The following is an 18,781-nucleotide window of genomic DNA, read 5'->3' on the forward strand; positions in this document are numbered from 1 at the left end:
GATTCAAGGCGCCGCGGGCGCGGCGGGAACGTCACGGAACGCCTCATGCTAGCAAGGCAGGGCGTGAGAAAACCCCCCTGTAGACACGGTCCAAAAGCCGCCGCCCAAAGGAAAACTTCAGGTAACGCTCAACCAGGGATGTCCGCATCAAGCAGCTGACCGTCCGCACCGAACACGCCCTGCACGACATGCCCTGCGAACACCTGATGATGATCGTCATAGTACGCCGTGACCGTACCGTCCACATCCACCGTCAGGGACGTCAGCGTCAACAGCGCCGCGAACGCATCCGCCGTGAGCGGCCCGGCGTCGTCCTGATCGGGGGCGTTCTCGAACCACGAACGCGCGAGCGGCAGCAACCGCGCCGCCACCAGGGCCCGCCGGTCCGGCATTTCCGCCAGGAACGCCCGCACCGCCGCGCCCGCGCTCGCCAGCCGCTCCTCCGTGAGCGGCTCGTCGTACAGCACGACCTCCACATCGCCGTGGTCCGTGCGGGCCTGCGCGGACCACTGCACCAGCGGCGCCGGCCACCCCTCGAACTCCTCGCGCCGCAAGGTCCCCACGCCGTCCAACACGTACGCCCCCGTCATGCGCCCAGCCTACGCCATCAGCGGAGCGCCACGTGCAGGCGCCGACGCTCCGCGTCCGCAACCTCGAAGTAGTAGATGCCGCGAATCATGCGCCCCTGCCCAGCCATGCGCAGCGTCGCGGGGGCCTGCACGGCGTACGGGTGCAGCGCGCGCAACTTCACGATGCGTGCGGGCGACAGGTCCGTGCGCACGTACGGAATCAGGCGTTCCGCGAACGCGTTCAGGCGCGAGGGATTGTCCAGCGGAATCCGCCCGAGTTCCTGCAGCAGCGCGCGCACGACCGCCTGCTGACGGCGCTCCCGCCCAAAGTCACCGTCCGGGTCGAGCTTGCGCATCCGCGAGAACGCGAGCGCCTGCACGCCGTTCAGGTGCATCGCGCCCGCAAATGTCTGCCCCTCGTACGTGAACGGGAACGGCGACGTTACGTCCACGCCCCCCACCTCGTCGATGGCCTGCCGGAACCCACCGTAACTGACCTCCACGTAGTACTGGAACGGGAACCCCAGGAACAGCTGCAGCGTGCGGTTCAGCAGGCGCGCCCCGCCGAACGCGTACGCGTGGTTCACCTTGTCGACGCCGCGCCCCGGGATGAACATGCGCGTGTCCCGTGGGATGCTCAGCACCCGGAGTTGCTGCGCGCCCGGATCGAGCGTGAGCAGCATGATGGAATCCGCGCGGCCGGCGCCGATGCGTTCCTGGTCGTTCGCGATCAGGAGGATGTGCACGCGGTCCGTGAACGGGTTCGGTCGGCTGCTGCCGGCATCCAGATCCGGACGGACTGCCGGCGCGGTCACTGCCGCTGCGGCCTCGGGCGCAGCCGGAGCCGGGGTGGCAGCAGGGGACGCCGAAGCCGATGAGACTGCGGCGGCCTGCTGGATGGGTGTCGGAGCCGCCGAAGGCGTGGTCCGAGCGGGCGTCACGGTGGCCGTGCGTCCGGCCACCGCCGCAGCTGGGGTCGCCGCTGGCGCGCGTGACGTCGGCACCGCTGCTGGCGCGGACGTGGCCGCTCTAGCTGCTGGCGTGGAGGGGGGCGGCGTGACGGCACGCCCCGGGCGGGGCGTCTTCCCGGACTTGTCCGCCTGCGACGTGGCTTTTCCTGGGCGCAGGTCCTGGAACAGCGGCTCACTCAAGATGGCCGGGTCGATGCCGGCGTCCTTCGGTTGCAGCTCCTCCCACAGCGCGCGCGCGATCTCGCCACTGCGGGCCTTCAGGTGATACGCGTACGCACCCGCCACGAGCAGCAGCGCCGCGAGGATCCACCCCACCAGGCGCCGCGCGCGCAGTCGGCGGTCGGGAACAGCAACGTCAGGACGGCTCATGCTGCCCTCAGGGTAGTGGCCGCGCGCCACCCCAGCGACTGAGCGAGTGTTGCTCAGCTCGGACCGAGCGCCGATGTCCCCACACTTCCGCCCGGCCCTGCACTCGGCGGTGGGGGCGCGGGTGGCGCCTGCACGCGAATAAAACCTTCATCACTAAGCCACCCGGCGCACGGTTCCCCCACGCCACGCCCGTATACTTCAGGGCGTGCCGTTCGATTCTCACGCCCTCGACACCCTCGATTTCCCCCGCATCCGGGAGGCGCTTGCCACGCGCGCTGCCACCCGCATGGGCGCCGAACGCGCCCGCGCCCTCCTGCCCAGCGATGACGCGGGCCGCATCGCGCGCGAACTGGACGAGGTCGAGGACGCCCTGTTCGGCGTGAGCCTCAGCTTGGGCGGAATCCAGGACATCCGGCCGCACTTCGACCGCGCCCGCGAGGGCCGCGTGCTGCAAGGCAGCGAAGTGCTCGAAGTCGCGTACACCCTGGACGCCGCCATGACCGTGCGCCGCGCCATCCACACCAATTCCCGCGGCCCCCTGAAAGACGTTGCGCTCGGCCTGGGTGAACACGGCCTCGTGGTCCGCCGCGCCCTCGAAAGCCTCGACCGGGACGGGCAGGTCCGCGACGACGCCACCCCGAAACTCCGCGAGCTGCGCCGCCGCGCCGGCCCGCTCCGCGACCGCATCCGCGAACGCCTGACCGCCACGCTGGAACGCTGGGCGGACCAGCTGCAGGAGCACATCGTCACGCTGCGCCGCGACCGCTACGTCCTCCCCGTGAAGGCCAGCGCCGTCAACCAGGTGCAGGGCATCATCGTGGACGCCTCCGCCACCGGCCAGACGTACTTCGTGGAGCCCGCGACCATCACGCCGCTCAACAACGAACTCGCGCGCCTTCTCCTCGACGAGGAAGCCGAGGTGCGCCGCATCCTCACCGAACTGAGCGTCCTGATCGCCGACGACGCCGACATCCCCATGACTGTCGAGACGCTCGGTGAACTCGACCTGATCGCCTCGAAGGCCCGCCTCGCCCGCGACTGGCGCCTGAACCGCCCCACCCCCAACCCTGACGGGCAGTTCGACCTCGCCGAGGCCCGCCACCCGCTCATCGAGCATCCTGTTCCGAACGACCTGCGCCTCGGCGACACGAAACTGCTGCTCATCACCGGCCCGAACATGGGCGGCAAGACCGCCACCCTCAAAACGCTTGGCCTCGCGGTCCTGATGCACCAGTGCGGCATGTACGTCGCCGCCGCCAGCGCGAAACTCCCCGTCGTGCGTGACCTGCTCGTCGACGTTGGCGACGAGCAGAGCATCGAGGCGAGCCTCTCCACGTTCGCTGCGCACCTCCAGCACCTCCGCTCCGTCCTGCAGCACGCCGCGCCTGACACCCTCGTCCTCATTGACGAGCTGGGCAGCGGCACCGACCCCGCCGAAGGGGCGGCGCTCGCACAGGCGCTCATCGAACAGCTGCTCACGCAGAACGCGCGCGGCGTCATCACCAGCCACCTCGCGCCGCTCAAGCTGTTCGCGCTCGAAACGCCCGGTCTGAAAAACGCCAGCATGGGCTTCAACGTCGAGGACCTCGCCCCCACGTACCGCCTGCAGGTCGGCACGCCCGGCCGCTCGTTCGCGCTCGCCATCGCGCGCCGCATGGGCCTCCCGGAACCCCTCATCGCCCGCGCCGAAAGCATCCTCGGCCCGGAAGGCGGCCTGCTCGAGAAACTCCTCGAAGAACTCGAACGTGACCGTGACCAGCTCAAAACCGAACTGGACACGGCCGTCAGCGCCCGCCGCCACGCCGAAGCGGAACTCCAGCGCGCCCGCGAGGACCGCGCCGACCTGCAGAAACGCCAGAACGAACTGATCGCCCAGGCCACCCAGAAAGCCGAGGCGCTGTACGCCGACGCGCTCGAACAGGTGCGCGGCCTGCGCGCCCGCGCCCGCGAGGACGCCGCTCGCCCCCGCGTCATGGAGGAACTGCGGCAACTGCGCCGCGCCGCCCAGGCGGAACGGCCCAAACTGCCCCAACCGGAATTCAAAGGTGACCCCCTCAAAGTCGGCAGTCAGGTGACCGTCCCCGCATACGGCGCGGCCGGGCAGGTCCTGGAAGTGCGCGGTGACGAACTGGTCGTGCAACTCGGCGTCATGAAGATCAGCGTGCGCCGCCGCGACGTCCGCCTCGTGCAGGAAGACAAGAACCCCAAACCCAAAACCACCTTCACGGGCACGGCGCCCACCACCTTCCAGAAGGAACTGCAACTGCGCGGCCTGGGCGTCGAGGAAGCCGTCGAGGAACTGCGCAGCGCCATCGCCGAAGCGGCCGCCCTGCGTGAAACGCCGCTCCGCGTCGTCCACGGCAAGGGCCAGGGCGTACTGCGTCGCCTGATCCGCGACTACCTCAAGACCGAGAAGCGCGTCGCCAGCTTCCACGACGCCGAACCAAACCAGGGCGGACACGGCGTCACCATCATCAACATCAAGAGCTGAACGACGCCGCCCGCCAACCCTGAACTTCCTAAAGGCGCCCGCGCCGCCCATCCGCCTACAGTGGGCCATGACGCCCTCCGCGCCGGCGGCGCCGCGCCCCGCGGCGCGCCTCACATTCGCGCTCACGGTCATCCTCCTCGCCGCGCACCTCCTGTGGGTGCTCGTGGCGTGGGGGAGCGAGGGGTTCCGCCTGACCGTCAGCGCCCTGATCTACATCCCCACGTTCCTGCTCGGCGGCGCCACCTGCATCCTCAACGCGCCCCGCGCGCCGCACGACGCCAGCGCGTGGCGGACCCTCGGCGCCGGCCTCGTGTCCTTCGGCCTCGGGCAGGGCATCTACGCGTACCTGCTGCTGGTTCTCAAGGACCCGCCGTTCCCGAGCGCCGCCGACGCCCTCTTCCTGCTCGCGCTCGCCCTGTACGCCTGGGGGTTCCTGCGGTTCCGCCGCACGCCCGGCACCACCCTGGAACGCCTGCGCCTCGGCGTGGACGTCGCCGTCATCATCGCCGCCGTCGGCGTCTTCGCCTGGAAGTACGTCCTGTACGGCGTCCTCACCGGATACGCCGGACAACCCCTCGCCGCCATCATCGGTCTCACGTACCCGTTCGGGGATCTCGCGCTCCTCAGCGTGCTCCTGCTGGTCGCCCTGCGCGGCGGCGCCCCCCTCGGCGCGCGCGACGCCACCCTCGGCTTCGGCCTCGCGTGCCTCATCGTCGCCGACCAGGCCTTCATCGTCCTCGGCGCGAACGGCACGTACCAGGAAGGCTCCTGGGTCGACGTGTTCTGGGCCGCTGGTGCCACCCTGTTCGCCCTCGCCTCCTTCGCGCCGACCACCACGCAACGCCCCTCACGCCGCCCCGCCCTCGTGCAGCACACCGCGCCGTACCTGCCGTACCTCGCGCTCGGCGCCGCCTTCGCGCTGCTCATCAGCGGCGACCGCAGCACCAGCGCCGCGCAACGCGGCGTGCTGTGGGGCACCGTCCTCGTCACTGCCCTCGTCGTCGTCCGCCAGATCATCGCGTTCACCGAAAACGCCCGCCTCACCGACGCCCTGCGCCGCCTCTCCGGCGAACTTGAAGGGCGCGTGCAGGAACGCACGCGTGAACTCGACGTCGCCAACACCGCCCTGCGCGGCCTCACCGAGGACCTCGAACTGAAGGTCCGCGAACGCACCGCCGAACTCGAAGCGAGCCAGGCGCGCCTCGCGCACCAGGCGCAACACGACGTCCTCACCGGCCTTCCCAACCGCGCGCTCTTCCAGGACCGCGTAGAGCGCGGCATCGCCAGCGCCGCCCGCGAAGGCGGCCGCCTCGCCGTCATGTTCATCGACCTGGACGGCTTCAAAGCCGTGAACGATACCCTCGGCCACGCCGCCGGCGACGAACTCCTGCGCGAGGTCGCCTCCCGCCTGCAGGACAACGTGCGCCGCAACGACACCGTCGCGCGCCTCGGCGGGGACGAATTCACCGTCATGCTGCTCGGCGTCAACACCGCCCAGGACGCCGCCAGCGTCGCCCAGAAAATCCTCCGGGCCCTGCGGGAACCCATCCACCTCGCGGACGGCGCCGCGCACGTCTCCGGGTCCATCGGCGTGAGCCTCTACCCGCAGGATGGCGCAGACGCCACCGACCTGCAACGCCACGCGGACATCGCCATGTACCGCGCCAAACAAGGCGGCAAGAACAACATCACCTTCTACGCCCCCGAAATGAACGCCGTGGACGCCGCCCGCTCCGCCGTCGAACAGCACCTCCGCGGCGCCCTCGACCGCCACGAACTCACCCTCGCGTACCAACCGCTCCACAACGCCCAGGGCCTCGTCGTCGGCGTGGAGGCCCTGCTACGCTGGCAGAACGCCGCCCTCGGCAACGTCCCACCCACCACGTTCATTCCCGTGGCAGAAGACACTGGCCTGATCATCCCCATCGGGCAGTACGTCCTCAACGAGGCGTGCCGCCAACTCGCCGCCTGGCGCGCCCACGGCACAGCCGTGGACCGCATGAGCGTGAACGTCTCCCCGGCGCAGTTCGCCCGCGAGGACTTCGTCGACATCGTCCGCCGCGCCCTCCAGCACCACCGCCTCGACGGCCGCGACCTCGAACTGGAACTCACGGAACGCCTCATTATCCGCGACGTGCCCGGCGTCTCGCGCAAAATGTCAGAACTGCGCGCCCTCGGCGTGCGCCTCAGCATCGACGACTTCGGCGCCGGCAACTCCGCCCTTAATTACCTCATGACGCTCCCCGTCAACACCCTCAAGGTCGACCGGGCGTTCGTGCAGGCCCTCGACCAGACGCCCGGCGCGCACCGCATCGTCCAGGCCATCGTCGCCCTCGGCCACGCTCTCGGCCTGGACGTCGTCGCCGAGGGCGTCGAAACACCCGCGCAACTCCTGCAGGTCCGCGAACTCGGCTGCGAACGCACGCAGGGCTTCCTCCTCGGCCAGCCCGTCCCTCCCGAGAACATCCGGGCCTGAAGGCCCACCGTCAGGAAGGCCACCCGCAGCCAAACCATGACCTCCCATAGGAGCTTCGCGAACGCTCGGCTGATTTGAACGTGAGTCGGCGCTGATCGCCTGCATGAATTCCTCACGTCGCTCAGAGGGGCCTATGGGCACCATGAAACCGTGACCCGACGCCTCCTGCCCGCAGCGCTGCTGGCCGTGGCCGCCAGCAGCGCCACCGCGCAAACCGCGCCGCCCTTCCTGCCCCGCGACTACTTCCAGCGCTACGCGAACGAATTCCCCGAACCGGTCTACACCGGCGGCCTCGGCCTGCGCCGTATCCCCGTCCCGTTCCCCATTGACCTACGCCTCACCTACGTCCGGCACCCGCTCTACACCGAATTCGGCGCTGAAACCCGCTACCGCGACACCACCTTCGCGCTCGGGCGTTTCCGCAACGACGCGCGCGGAGCGACCCTCGGGGCCTTCCGCGTCGAACTGACGCACGACCCTTCCAACGGCTTGCAGTTCGGAGGATTCGTTCGTGACAGCGGTCAGATCTGCACGAACGACGCGGGAACCAGCATTGACCCCGCCGACCCCATCAACAACGTGTGCCGACGCTATGTTTCCACAGACAATTACGGGAAGTTCAGTGTCGGCTACGCGAAGGTCTACGGTCCATTCCGGCTGCTCGGTGAGGGTGGCTACGCCTTTCAGGGCGCAGCCAGCACGCCTTATGCCCGGGCTGAAGCCTTCGCTGGAGTCGCCGCCGATAAAGGTCAGTTTGCCTACAACACGTATGCGGTGACCCGCATCTTCGCCGGTACGAACGGCAAGGCGCAGCTCAGCGCAGACGCGTACCTGAGTGGAACGATCCGCCCGGAGCCGAACTTCAGCGTGACCCTCAGTCACTTCGAGCGGCAGGTCGCGGGCGACGCACCCATCGGCTTCTTCAATCTCGGCAATTACCGCCGCACGAATCTCGACACGACCCTCACGCTGGACGCCACGGCCGGCCCCCTGACCCTCCGGAACGTGCAGTACCACGCGGAGCGCGTCTGGTACGAGAAGCGTTTCAGCCGGAACGAGTTGAGTGCGGCCTTCAAAGTAGACCTCAACGCGGCGTACCTGAACGTCGTTCCGCGGTATGACTTCAGCCTGCATACGGCCGGCGTGCGCACCGACGTCCTTCTGCGTACACCCACGGGGGCGTTCGGCCCGACCATTGATTACGCTCGCACGCCCGCCGCGAACAACACTGTGACGACGGCGTGGCGGTTCGGGATTACCTTCGGGCCCAGGTGACGGGGCTGTCAGAATCCTGAAAGGGGTGTCCTTCTACCCTGGAGGCAGACGAGGTTCCTCCCCCCACCCCGTCCCTGGTCGAAGAACCCACCCCCGAGCTGCGCGCCGTGCGGGTGGGTTCTTCGTGATGGTGGGGAGGGCCGCCAGAAATCCGGGCGACGTCCGGCCTGCCCGGTCAGGGCTGAGTGCTGGGCGTGAACGTGCCCCGGACTTTATCCCACTGGAAATAGGCCAGGGAAATCAGCTGATCCCGGTAGGCGGGAGCCACCGCCTGGTTCAGGACCGCCACGGTCAGGCTGGTGCCCTTGCGGGGCAGGACGCCCATCAATTCGAAGTCCCCCGGGGCGCTCAGGCGTGGGCGGGCGTCGCGTGCGCGCTCAATGAATGCGCGCATGACGTTCGGTGGGAGTAGTTCCTCGGCTTTCACGCGCGAGTACAGGGAACTGCAGACTTCGGAGATCACGCCGGTGTCCCGGCGGTTGGAGGGACGTAGGGTGCGCCCATCATGGAAAGCGAATTCCACGACGGGGGTGCACGGCCAGTCACCGCAGGTCGGGGAGCGCGGGAGGATGCTGCTGACGCCAATGAGTGCCTTCCCGTTGGTGGTCCGCCAGATGGCCATCTCGGAGAAGTCGCCCGTGCGGTCCGCGCCGTAGCGCAGGTAATCGTTTTGCGTGTCGAAGACGGTGGGTTTGCTGTTCTGCGTGACGTATCCGTAAAGGATGCGGAAGTTGCCGAGTCGATCACTTTCGTTCGGGGTGCGCGCGACGGCGTTCAGGTAGGCCTGCGTGCTGAGGCGCGCCGCTTGGGCGGGACAGATCAGCAACAGGGTCAGGAGCGTCCAGGGAAGATGCCGGCGGAACTTCAGCATGGCCGGAACGTAGCGCGCCAGCGATCAACGGGGAGGCGAATGTCAGCGGCAAGCGTACCCCAGGCACGGTCAGGGCTGCGGGCGCCCTCTACACTGATCTGATGCAGTCACTCCTTGACCTTCACCCTGATCAGTACCCCCTGGACGGTTACCGCCGCAAGCAACTGCTGCAGTGGGTGTTCGAGAAGGGCGCAGGCCGCTTTGAGGACATGACGAACCTGCCCGCGAACGTCCGCGCTGAACTTGCCGCGTCGTACAGCCTCGACCCGTTCCTGCATACGGAAACGGCCCGCAGCCGCGACGGCAGCGTCAAGTACCTGTTCACCCTGCACGACGGCAAGCAGATGGAAGCCGTGTACATGCCGTACCTGGACCGCAAGACCGTGTGCGTGTCCACCATGGTCGGCTGCCCCGCGAAGTGCGCGTTCTGTGCGACGGGCGCAATGGGGTTCGGGCGCAACCTGACGGCCGGCGAGATCGTCGGGCAGGTCCTGGCCGTCGCGCGCGGCGAGGGCCTCCCCCCGCGCGACATTCGCAGCCTCGTGTTTATGGGGATGGGGGAGGGGCTCCTGAACTACGACAACGTGATGCTCGCCTCCCGCATCCTGCTGCACCCGCTCGCGTTCGACATGAGCAAGCGTCGCGTGACCCTCAGCACGGTGGGTCTGCCCAAAGGCATCCGTAAGCTCGCGCGTGAAGACGACCTCGGCATCCGTCTGGCCATCAGTCTGCACGCGCCCGACGAGGAGACCCGTCAGCGCATCATTCCGACCGGGCACCGCAACAGCATCGCGGACATCATGGACGCTGCCCGCGAATACCAGGACGTTACGGGTCGCCGCATCACCTTCGAGTACAGCATGCTGCGCGGCGTGAATGACCACCTGTGGCAGGCGGAGGAACTCGCGGGCCTGTTGCGCGGTCTGGTGGCGCACGTGAACCTGATTCCCATGAACCCCTGGGAGGGCAGCGGGTTCGAGGAGAGCACCGAGGCGCAGATTCAGGCGTTCTACGACGTCCTGTCCGCGCGTGGTGTGGAGGTCAGCGTGCGCCGCTCGCGTGGGCGCGACGCGGGGGCTGCGTGTGGTCAGCTGGCGCTCAAGCGGCCCCCACAGGGGCAATCCCTCATGCAACTCGCCTGAGGCTCATGAGTTGATCAGGCCCGCGCCCTCGCACTGGGCGCGGATTTTTTCGCTGTTTTCCCCCAGGGTCCCCATGCTAAAGTGAGCGGTACTTACCCCGAGGAGGAACAGGTGGCTCACAGCGTTCCCACAATCCTGCTGACAGCGTGCCTCACCCTAGGTGTCGCATCCGCCCAGGCAACCCCTACATCCACTCCGCCGGCGCCCACTGCGCCGAGCGTCACCAGCACGGCTGACCTCAGCGCCGCGCAGCGCGCCCTGCAGGAAGGCCGCTACCGCGACGCCCAAACGGCGTTCGAGGCGCTCATCGCCCGCGACTACAACAACGCCGAGGCGCACTTCGGCCTGGGCCTCACCCTGTACGCGCTCGGCGACCTCACAGGCGCGCGCTTCGAGTTCACGCAACTCACGGCGCTCGCCCCGGACCGCTTCGAGGGCTTCTACAACCTCGGCGTTCTCGCAGCCCGCCAGGGTCAGTACGATGAGGCCCTCGCCAACTACCAGAAGGCCCTCACCCTCGCGCAGGGCAAAGCCAGCCCGACCAGCGTCCGCCAAGTTCTGGACGCCCTCGCCGGCGAGCAGACCCGCCGCGGCGACTACCCCGGCCTGATCACCACCCTCACCGCCACCCTCGCGCTCGCGCCCAACGACGCCGCGCTGCAACTGCGCCTCGCCGACGCGCAATACCGCGCCGGAAACGGCACGCAGGCCCTGCCGGCCCTGTACGCGCTGCTGCAGGCGAACCCCGCCAACGCGGACGCGGCGCAACTCCTCGCGGACGTCTACACCGCGCAGAACCTCCCGGACCGCGCGATCCGCGAACTCGACAAGGCCGTCGCCGCCACGCCCAACGGCACCGTGCAGGCCCGCCTGCTCCTGCGCAAAGCCGACCTGCTCGCCCGCCAGAACCGCACCCGCGACGCCGTCCTCGCCGTGCAGGACGCCGTCAAGGCCGACAGCCGCAACGCCGCCGCGCAGGCCCGCCTGGGCGAACTGCTCCTCGCGCGCAACGACCGCACCGGCGCCCGCACCGCGTACCAGAACGCCGCGCGCCTCGACCCGCAGAACGCCAGCTACCGCGCCAGCCTCGCGCTCGTCGAACTGAACCTCGCGCAGTACGACGCGGCCCGCCGCGACGCCCAGCTCGCCGTGCAGGCGGCCCCGGACCAGCTCACGCTCGCCCGCGCGCAATTCGTGCTCGGCGTGGCCGCGTACCGCCAGGGGCAGTACGCTCAGGCGCGCAGCGCCCTGCAATCCAGCGCCCTGAAAGTCCCGGACGCCGAAACGAACCTCTGGCTCGGTCTCGCCAGCTACGCCCTCAAGGACTACGCTGGCGCCATCACCGCCCTCGAGGCGAGCGCCAAGGTCAACCCCAGCGTCAATGCCCGCCAGAACCTCGGCGCGGCCCTGCTCGCCGCCGGACGTTACCAGGAGGCCGAAGCGACCCTGCGCGGCGTCGTCACCGACGCGCCCAAAACCGCCATCGCCTGGTACCAGCTCGGCTGGACGCTGCGCAACCTCGACCGCGAAGCCGAAGCGCGCACCGCCTTCCGCACCGCCCTCAATCTCGGCTATACCCAAGCGAGAGGAGCCCTGCGTTGACGTTCATCAAGCGCCGCTGGCCCGACCTGCTCATCGCCACCCTCGTCGTCCTCCTGCTCTTCGGCTTCGGCACGCTGCTGCTCGGCAACAACCGCAGCGCCCCCACCGCCACCACGGAACCGACCCCGGAAACCACCACCACCGAACCCACGACCACCACCGCGACAGCCCCGACGACCACACCGGACACTGCTACCGGCAGTGACAGCACCGCCGCGCCCAGCAGCACTCCGGAAGAGCAGGGCACCATCCCCACGGCGCCCGTCACGGACCTGCCCACCATTCCCGCGCAGCCCGTCACGCCCGACACCACCCCCACGCCGCCCGCCACCACCGACGAAACGGCCACCGCCACCCCCGAGGAAACCCCGACGCCCGGCACCACCAGCGTCACCCCCCGCGACGGCGGCGCCGTCGCCACCAGCGACAGCCGCACCCCCACCCGGAACGACTACCGCATCAGCCTCGGCACGTACGCCAACGCCGACGACGCCCGCGCGAAACTCAGCGGCGTCACCGCACTTGGCTACACCGTATACCCCATCGACATCGGCAGCGGCGTCGTCGCGCAGGTCGGCCCCTTCGCCGACGCCGACCGCGCGCAGGAAGCCCTCGCGGACATTCAGCGCGCCGCCCCTGGCGCCCTGGTGTACCGTCCGCGCAACGCCCCCGCCACCGCACCCACCGAGAACACGGGCACGACGGCCACCACTCCGAGCACACCAACACCCCCCGAAGCCGCCACCCCAGCTCCTGAAACCACCCCCGCCAGCCCCAACACGCCCGTGTACCTGCAGGTGGGCGCATTCAACAGCGTCGAGCGCGCCCAAACGCTCGTCCAGCAACTCCGCGACCTTGGCTACGCCCCCACCGTCAACGCCCCCGCCGGCGGCAAAGTCACCGTCCTCGTCGGCCCCTACACCAGCGGCCCCCTCGAACGCACCGAAACGCGCCTCGGCGAAAACGGCATCGAGCACTTCCGCGTCCGGTAACCCATGACCAGCGGCATTCCCACAGCAGCCATCAGTCGGCTCGTCACCTACCTCCGCATCCTCGAACACCTCGAAGCGGAAAACGTCAGCCGCACCAGCAGCAACGACCTCGCCGAACGCGCCAGCGTCACCGCCTTCCAGGTCCGCAAAGACCTTGCCTACTTCGGCCGCTTCGGCACGCGCGGCATGGGCTACACCGTCCCCGTCCTCAAACGCGAACTCGTCCGCGTCCTCGGCCTCAACCAGACCTGGAATGTCGTCATCGTCGGCGTCGGCCGACTCGGACAGGCCATCGCCAACTACCCCGCCGCCAGCGATTACCAGTTCACGTACGTCGGCCTCTTCGACGTGAACCCCGACCTGATCGGTCAGGAAGTCCGCGGCCTCACCGTCCAGCACATCAGCGAACTCCCCGCCTTCGCCCGCACCACCCGCATCGACATGGGCTTCCTCGCCGTCCCCCCGGACCGCGCGCAGGACGCCGCACAATCGCTCGCGGACGCTGGCGTGCGCGGTATCCTCAACTTCGCCCCCATCGTCATCCAGCCACGCACCCACGACACCGACGCCGGCCCGGACCTCTCACCCGAATGGCGCGGCGTCACCATCGAAAACGTCGACTTCCTCGCCGGCATGAAACGCCTTGCGTTCTACATCCTCAATCCGCACCTGCAACACATCCAAACGGAGGAATGACACACATGAAGAAATGGATGCTTCCCGCTCTCGGGGCCCTTGCCCTGACCGCCTGTACCCCTGGTGGAGGGGTCAATATCGGCCAAGGTTTTGCGATGGATGGTAGCCTTGCGCAAGCCGAAATCGCCGTTGATCTTGTGTACGTCCTCGACAGCGCAGGCAACGTCGTCGACGGTGAAACCTCTTACGTGGTGACGCAACCAGTCGTCACGTTCAATGTTAAGCCCCAGAGCGTGGGCTTGAACCTGACGAGCGCCGATGTTGAGATTCTTGACGAATCCGGGAACCGCTATGCCGACATTGCAGGACGCTACCTCCGCAACTACAGCGCACGTGTTCCCGGCGGATTCACGTGCGGCACCTCGGAGGCTGACACTGATCAGTGCGCACCTGCCCAGAAGACCCCGATCGCTCGCGCCTATCGTCCCGCCAGCCAATCAGGCTCGTTGCCCCTGATTGGCGATGAGGTTGGACGCCGCGTTGCTCAGGATTGCTTCACAGGTGACTGCCCGACATTAAAAATGCGGGTCATCTTCAACGGCACAGATGAAGCCAACAGGCCACAAAGCGTCAACGTTCCGGCTGCGAACCTGATCGTGCGAGTCAACTCGGTCACTACGAAAAAAGAGGAGTAGTTCATGCAATTGAGCAAAAAATCATCCCTGCTGTGGGCAATGACTGTCCTGATGACAGCGTGCAACAGCACCGTAACGCCCCCAGCAACCTCCAACGTTAAGCCCGAAGTCATTGTTAAACGTTCTAACGGTACCTCCCCGGCTTCTACCTACCTCAGTGCTACAGAAACGCTCTCTGTATCGGCCACAGACCTTGATGGTCAGATCACCAAGCTTCGCTGGGTGATTGATGGTGGTACGTCGCACGAACATTCAGGGGATTTCAGCAGCATCAAAGGCAACCTGTCTCTCGCGCTGCCTAGTCTGAGTAGCGGGCTGCACACCCTCTCGATCACAGCCACCGACAATGCAGGGGCCACTGGGAATGTCACTACCGACATCCGTATCGACGCTGAAGCGCCAGTCATCTCCAGCGTGATGTTGGGCGACCAAGCATTGACTGCTGGGGAGAACCGCACAGTCACAGGGAATGAAGAGCTGAAAATCAGCGCGAGTGATCAGCGCGGAAATGGTGATGTGAGCCCGTCTACGGCTCGAATCAGCGTTTTCGTAGATGGTGTTAAGGTCGGACAAGCGACTGACGCCGTCACACTCAAAATGAGTGATCTGGTGGGTACTGCTGCTGGGACAAAGACCGTTAGCATTGTTGCCCAAGACAGTGTGCTGAACAGCAGTTCCACCTTCTCGTTCAAGACCACCGTCACTGCCAGTGGAACCGGTGGTGGCACCACGGTCACGGCGCCAGCTCCCATCCTGACGTTGAACACCCAGGGGACAGGACCGTTTGGCGGAATTCTCAGCTTTACTGCGTCGGCAAATATCGATCCCAAGACGCAAGTTCAGAAGATGATTCTTGAGGTCAAGGACGCTCAGGGAAATATTGACGGCACCTCATACGTCACTACGCAACCCAATGCCACGTTCAGTGTCGACACAAGTAAATATCCAGATGGACCACTGGTATTCACCATTTATGTGCTCGCGACCGATTCTACGGGCGTGGCGTACGAGGGACGTTCAAGCGCCACCACTGTGCAAGTGCGCAACCTGTCCGCTCCCGCAATTGCGATCTTAAGTCCTGACAACAGCAGCACTATCTCGGGTCCAACAGCCGTTCGTGTACAGGTCCGCCAGCGGAATACTGCCTTCGTGATGCCATCCAACAGCATCTTTGTGGATGTTCGTGATGAACGTGGCCAAATCGTGAAGACGGTTGAAGCTCCTACATATGTTGCAAGCGACGGTGTGCTTGAAGCAATTGCCTCTATCGACCTGACGAGTGCCGGTTTACCAAACGCGAATTACACCCTTGAGGCGCATGCCCAAGTTCAACTGGCAGGTGAGACTCAAGTCCGCTCAATCGGAACGGCCGCCAGCGTAAAATTCCAAACCAATGGCACTTTACCGCCTGCTGTGAACGTATACATGCCTATTTACCATGAGGATCCATACGCCAATGTTAATGTGCGCGCGATTCTCAGCCGTGGCAGTGCTGTCATGCTACAAACCAGTGATGACAATAGTGTTAGCGAAATTCGTGTTGGCTTCTATTGTGATGAAGCAACCAAGCTGCCTACGCAAGTATGCCCTAGCAGTGCATACCAATTTAATTATCCTGTAAAGCTTTCGGGCTTGATCTACAGGATGTTCAAGATTGGTGATCTTCTAGATGGCCAACCTTATGTCCAAAATGGGAACTACACATTGCGTTTCAGCGTTACTGACGGTGAAAATACAACTGTTCAGGAGTTCCCCGTTCGTATCGACCGGACGCAAGACACCATCCAAAATCTCAGTTACAACGATGTATCCGTGACGTACAACGACACCCCTGGCCAGCTGAACCCCACATCCGCCACATGGCAGGTTCTGGGAACAACGGTCAACCCCTCGCGAGTGGTTTCGCTTTACACCGAAGGAGGGCCTGTAGAAGAGCCCATCCGTATTGGGACGAGCTCCTACCTGCCTGCAGGTGCCACTATTGCATCAGGCATGGCGTTTGCTGCTGAAGGGTCATATAGAATTGACTTCCTTGTACAGGACTTGGTGACTGGAGTGTTGCGGTATTACCCTGGGTCTTACGTTAATGTCAAGACGAACCCAGCTAAAACCACACCTTAACCCAATCCTGCCCACTGCCCCCATTTCACGATGGGGGTTTTTTCGTGCCTGTTACACTGCGGGCATGAAGCTTGTGTTGGCAGTGATTCAGGATGCGGATGCGGGGGCGCTCGTGCGGGTGCTGGCGGAGAACTCGTTCGAAGTGACGAAGCTCGCGAGCACGGGCGGGTTCCTGCGCGAGGGGAACACCACGCTGATGATCGGCGTGCAGGGTGACCGCCTGGAGGCCCTCAAGAGCCTGATCGGGCAGACGTGCCGCGCGCGGACGCGTCTGGTCACGCCGGGCGTGCCGATGGGCGAGCAAGGTGAGGGGATGGTGCCGGAGCCGGTGGAGGTGCCGGTGGGCGGTGCGGTGCTGTTCGTGCTAGGCGTGGACGAGTTCGTGCGCGTTTGACGGATGCCCTGGGTGGGCCGCGCCGATAGAATGCGCGAATGCTGATTGATGGTGTGGTGCGTTTCGTGGGGTGGGTGTCGTGGAGGGGTTGATGCTGGCGCGGGTGCTGGCGGACCTTCAGGGGCACCTGCCCGCGCGGACGCTCGGGTGGGTGTTCCCGGATGAGACGACGGCGGCGTTGTTGCTGGACGGTGTGGGGAACCTGGTGTTCGCGTACCGGCCGCCGCAGCCAGTGCTGTACGTGAGCCGTGAGCGGTTGCGGGGTGAGCCGAACAATCCGTTCCAGCGCCTACTGGCGAACCGTGTGCGGGGGGACCTGTTGAGCGCGGAGCAGTTGAAGCTGGACCGCGTGGCGGTGTTCGCGTTCGGTGGGGAGCGGGGGTTTGTGGATGTGGCGCCCGCGCGGCTGCTGTTCGAGTTGACGGGCCGGAACACGAACCTGCTGGTGCTGGAGTCGGGCGAGGGGTTTGAGGGGCGGATTGTCGCGGCGGGCCGGGAGATCACGGGGAGCCGCAACCGGTTCCGGACGGTGCGGAGTGGTGGGGTGTACACGCCGCCGCCGCCATACGAGAAGCTGGATCCCCGGACGCTCGCGGATGAGGAGGCTTTGGCGCTGGCGGGCGTACCGGTGGGGCGTTGGCGGGACCGCGTGGACGGTCTGGGGCTGGCGCTCAGTGCGGAGTTGGCGCGCCGGGCAGGATTGACCCTTGCGGAGGCGCCGGAAGGGCGCCTGCCGGAGGTGGTGGCGGCGTTGCGGTCGCTGGTGGCGGATCCGACGGTGGAGGCCGGGACGCTCAGTGAGGGCGCGCGGGAGGCTTCGCGTGCGGAGAAGGCCGCGCAGTTGCGGAAGGCGCTGCGTGAACCGGTCGAGAAGCGCGTGACGTTGCTGCGCAATCAGGTGGCGGACGTGGAGCGCGCCACTGTGGGCCTGAGTGACGCGGAGCGGGAGCGGAATGAGGCGGACCTGTTGATGGCGTACGCGCATCAGGTGCCTGCGGGGGCGAACGAGGTGACGCTGCCGGACTTCAGTGGGGACGGGGAGGTGCGCGTCTCGCTGGACCCGACGATGAATGCCGTGGCGAATGCGGAGCGGCGTTATGGGCGCGCGCGGCGCCGCGAGGAGGTGTTCTTGCGCCTCGCGGAGCGTGAGGCGCAGCTGCGTGCGGACCTTGCGGATGCGGAAGCGCGCCTCGCGCAGCTGGATACGGCGACGCTCGCGGACCTGGAGGCGCTGGAACGCCGGCTGGTGGAGGAGCGCCCCGAGAAGAGCCCGTATGGGATGCGGTACGTGTCGCCGGGCGGGTTTGAGGTGCTGGTCGGCCGGAATAACAAGGAGAACGCGACGCTCACGCACAAGGTGGGGCGCAGTACGGATTACTGGTTTCACGCGCAGGGGTACGCGGGGTCGCACGTGCTGGTGCGCGCGGGTGGTCGTGACTTGCCGCTCGACGACCTGCTGATGGCGGCGCGCCTGGCGGCGTACCACAGCAAGGCGCGGCAGAGCAGCAATGTGCCTGTGGATTACACGCGCGTGAAGCATGTGTGGCGCCCGAAGGGGGCGCCGGCGGGGCGGGTGCTGTATACGCAGCAGAAGACGGTGTACGTGGACCCGGCCGTGCCGGAGTGAGGCTGCGGGCGTCTGCGTCGTGACTCGCGGACGCGTCGGACGGTCTCTGCGATGACCGCTTGTGCAGGGGTCGGCGCAGTCTCCTGAAGGCCGGGCGCGGGGCCGCGCGTGGACCAATAGTGTGCGGGGGGCTATGTGGGGGCGTCCGAGCCCCTACAATGGTGCGTCGTGGAACGCATCATGTTTCGAGCGAAGATCCACCGGGCGACCGTCACGCAGGCCGACCTGGATTACGTGGGCAGCGTGACCATCGATCAGGACCTGCTGGACGCGGCGGATATTCTGCCGAACGAACGCGTGGACATTTACAACATCACGAACGGGAACCGCCTGAGCACGTACGCCCTGGTGGGCGCGCGCGGCAGCGGCGTGATCGGCATCAATGGCGCAGCGGCGCATCTCGTGCAGCCGGGTGATCTGGTGATCATCGCGGCGTACGGGAACTTCACGGAGGAGGAGGCGCGCACGCTGGAGCCGAAAGTGGTGCTGGTGGACGCCCGGAACCGCATCGTGGATCTCGTGCCCGCCTGAGCGCAGGCGGTAGAGTGGG

General features: G+C 66.7%; 15 protein-coding genes. 12 read left to right on the forward strand and 3 right to left on the reverse strand.

From position 1 onward, the window contains the following. Positions 1-128: 128 nt before the first annotated feature. The gene (locus DEIMA_RS08420) at positions 129-590 is read right to left on the reverse strand and encodes a DUF2262 domain-containing protein (protein WP_013556815.1); all 462 of its coding nucleotides are present in this window, start codon (positions 588-590) and stop codon (positions 129-131) included. Between the two features lie 17 nt (positions 591-607). Beyond that, complete coding sequence (locus DEIMA_RS17900) at positions 608-1,909, reverse strand: LCP family protein (RefSeq protein WP_148234930.1); 1,302 nt, start codon at positions 1,907-1,909, stop codon at positions 608-610. A 205-nt stretch (positions 1,910-2,114) separates the two neighbouring features. Here DEIMA_RS17900 and DEIMA_RS08430 point away from each other — a divergent pair, with 205 nt between their 5' ends. From DEIMA_RS08430 to DEIMA_RS08440, 3 genes are all read left to right on the forward strand, one after another. Further along, positions 2,115-4,400, forward strand: a complete 2,286-nt coding sequence (locus tag DEIMA_RS08430; RefSeq protein ID WP_013556817.1) for an endonuclease MutS2 — start codon at positions 2,115-2,117, stop codon at positions 4,398-4,400. A 67-nt stretch (positions 4,401-4,467) separates the two neighbouring features. Next, positions 4,468-6,876 (forward strand): putative bifunctional diguanylate cyclase/phosphodiesterase, encoded by a 2,409-nt coding sequence (locus DEIMA_RS16910; protein ID WP_013556818.1) that lies wholly within the window; start codon positions 4,468-4,470, stop codon positions 6,874-6,876. 150 nt (positions 6,877-7,026) lie between these two features. Next, entirely contained in the window at positions 7,027-8,151 is a 1,125-nt protein-coding gene (locus DEIMA_RS08440) for a hypothetical protein (protein ID WP_013556819.1), read from the forward strand. 175 nt (positions 8,152-8,326) lie between these two features. Here the strand turns inward: DEIMA_RS08440 and DEIMA_RS08445 are convergent, their stop codons facing one another. Next, the gene (locus DEIMA_RS08445; RefSeq protein ID WP_013556820.1) at positions 8,327-9,022 is read right to left on the reverse strand and encodes a hypothetical protein; all 696 of its coding nucleotides are present in this window, start codon (positions 9,020-9,022) and stop codon (positions 8,327-8,329) included. A 101-nt stretch (positions 9,023-9,123) separates the two neighbouring features. On the opposite strand from DEIMA_RS08445, the gene rlmN reads away from it, so the two are divergent. The 9 genes from rlmN to panD all read left to right on the forward strand — a co-directional run bounded on the left by rlmN (position 9,124) and on the right by panD (position 18,762). Next, a complete protein-coding gene (gene rlmN / locus DEIMA_RS08450; RefSeq protein WP_013556821.1) occupies positions 9,124-10,164 on the forward strand; it encodes a dual-specificity RNA methyltransferase RlmN in 1,041 nt (346 codons plus the stop codon). 111 nt (positions 10,165-10,275) lie between these two features. Beyond that, a complete protein-coding gene (locus tag DEIMA_RS08455) occupies positions 10,276-11,766 on the forward strand; it encodes a tetratricopeptide repeat protein (protein ID WP_013556822.1) in 1,491 nt (496 codons plus the stop codon). Beyond that, the gene (locus DEIMA_RS18855) at positions 11,763-12,758 is read left to right on the forward strand and encodes an SPOR domain-containing protein (protein ID WP_013556823.1); all 996 of its coding nucleotides are present in this window, start codon (positions 11,763-11,765) and stop codon (positions 12,756-12,758) included. The genes DEIMA_RS08455 and DEIMA_RS18855 overlap by 4 nt, the downstream gene beginning before the upstream one ends. Before the next feature lie 3 nt (positions 12,759-12,761). After that, on the forward strand, positions 12,762-13,454 hold the full coding sequence (locus tag DEIMA_RS08465) for a redox-sensing transcriptional repressor Rex (protein ID WP_013556824.1): 693 nt from the start codon (positions 12,762-12,764) through the stop codon (positions 13,452-13,454). A gap of 5 nt (positions 13,455-13,459) precedes the next feature. Further along, positions 13,460-14,089, forward strand: a complete 630-nt coding sequence (locus tag DEIMA_RS17905) for a hypothetical protein (RefSeq protein ID WP_013556825.1) — start codon at positions 13,460-13,462, stop codon at positions 14,087-14,089. A gap of 3 nt (positions 14,090-14,092) precedes the next feature. After that, positions 14,093-16,210, forward strand: a complete 2,118-nt coding sequence (locus DEIMA_RS17910) for a PKD domain-containing protein (RefSeq protein ID WP_013556826.1) — start codon at positions 14,093-14,095, stop codon at positions 16,208-16,210. A 64-nt stretch (positions 16,211-16,274) separates the two neighbouring features. After that, positions 16,275-16,604 carry a cyclic-di-AMP receptor gene (locus DEIMA_RS08470; RefSeq protein WP_013556827.1) on the forward strand — a complete coding sequence of 110 codons (330 nt, stop codon included), beginning with the start codon at positions 16,275-16,277 and terminating at the stop codon, positions 16,602-16,604. 91 nt (positions 16,605-16,695) lie between these two features. Further along, positions 16,696-18,231, forward strand: a complete 1,536-nt coding sequence (locus DEIMA_RS08475; protein ID WP_013556828.1) for an Rqc2 family fibronectin-binding protein — start codon at positions 16,696-16,698, stop codon at positions 18,229-18,231. A gap of 168 nt (positions 18,232-18,399) precedes the next feature. Then, positions 18,400-18,762 carry an aspartate 1-decarboxylase gene (gene panD / locus DEIMA_RS08480; protein ID WP_148234931.1) on the forward strand — a complete coding sequence of 121 codons (363 nt, stop codon included), beginning with the start codon at positions 18,400-18,402 and terminating at the stop codon, positions 18,760-18,762. Positions 18,763-18,781: the final 19 nt, after the last annotated feature.

Source organism: Deinococcus maricopensis DSM 21211, from assembly GCF_000186385.1.
GTDB classification, from domain to species: Bacteria; Deinococcota; Deinococci; order Deinococcales; family Deinococcaceae; genus Deinococcus_B; species Deinococcus_B maricopensis.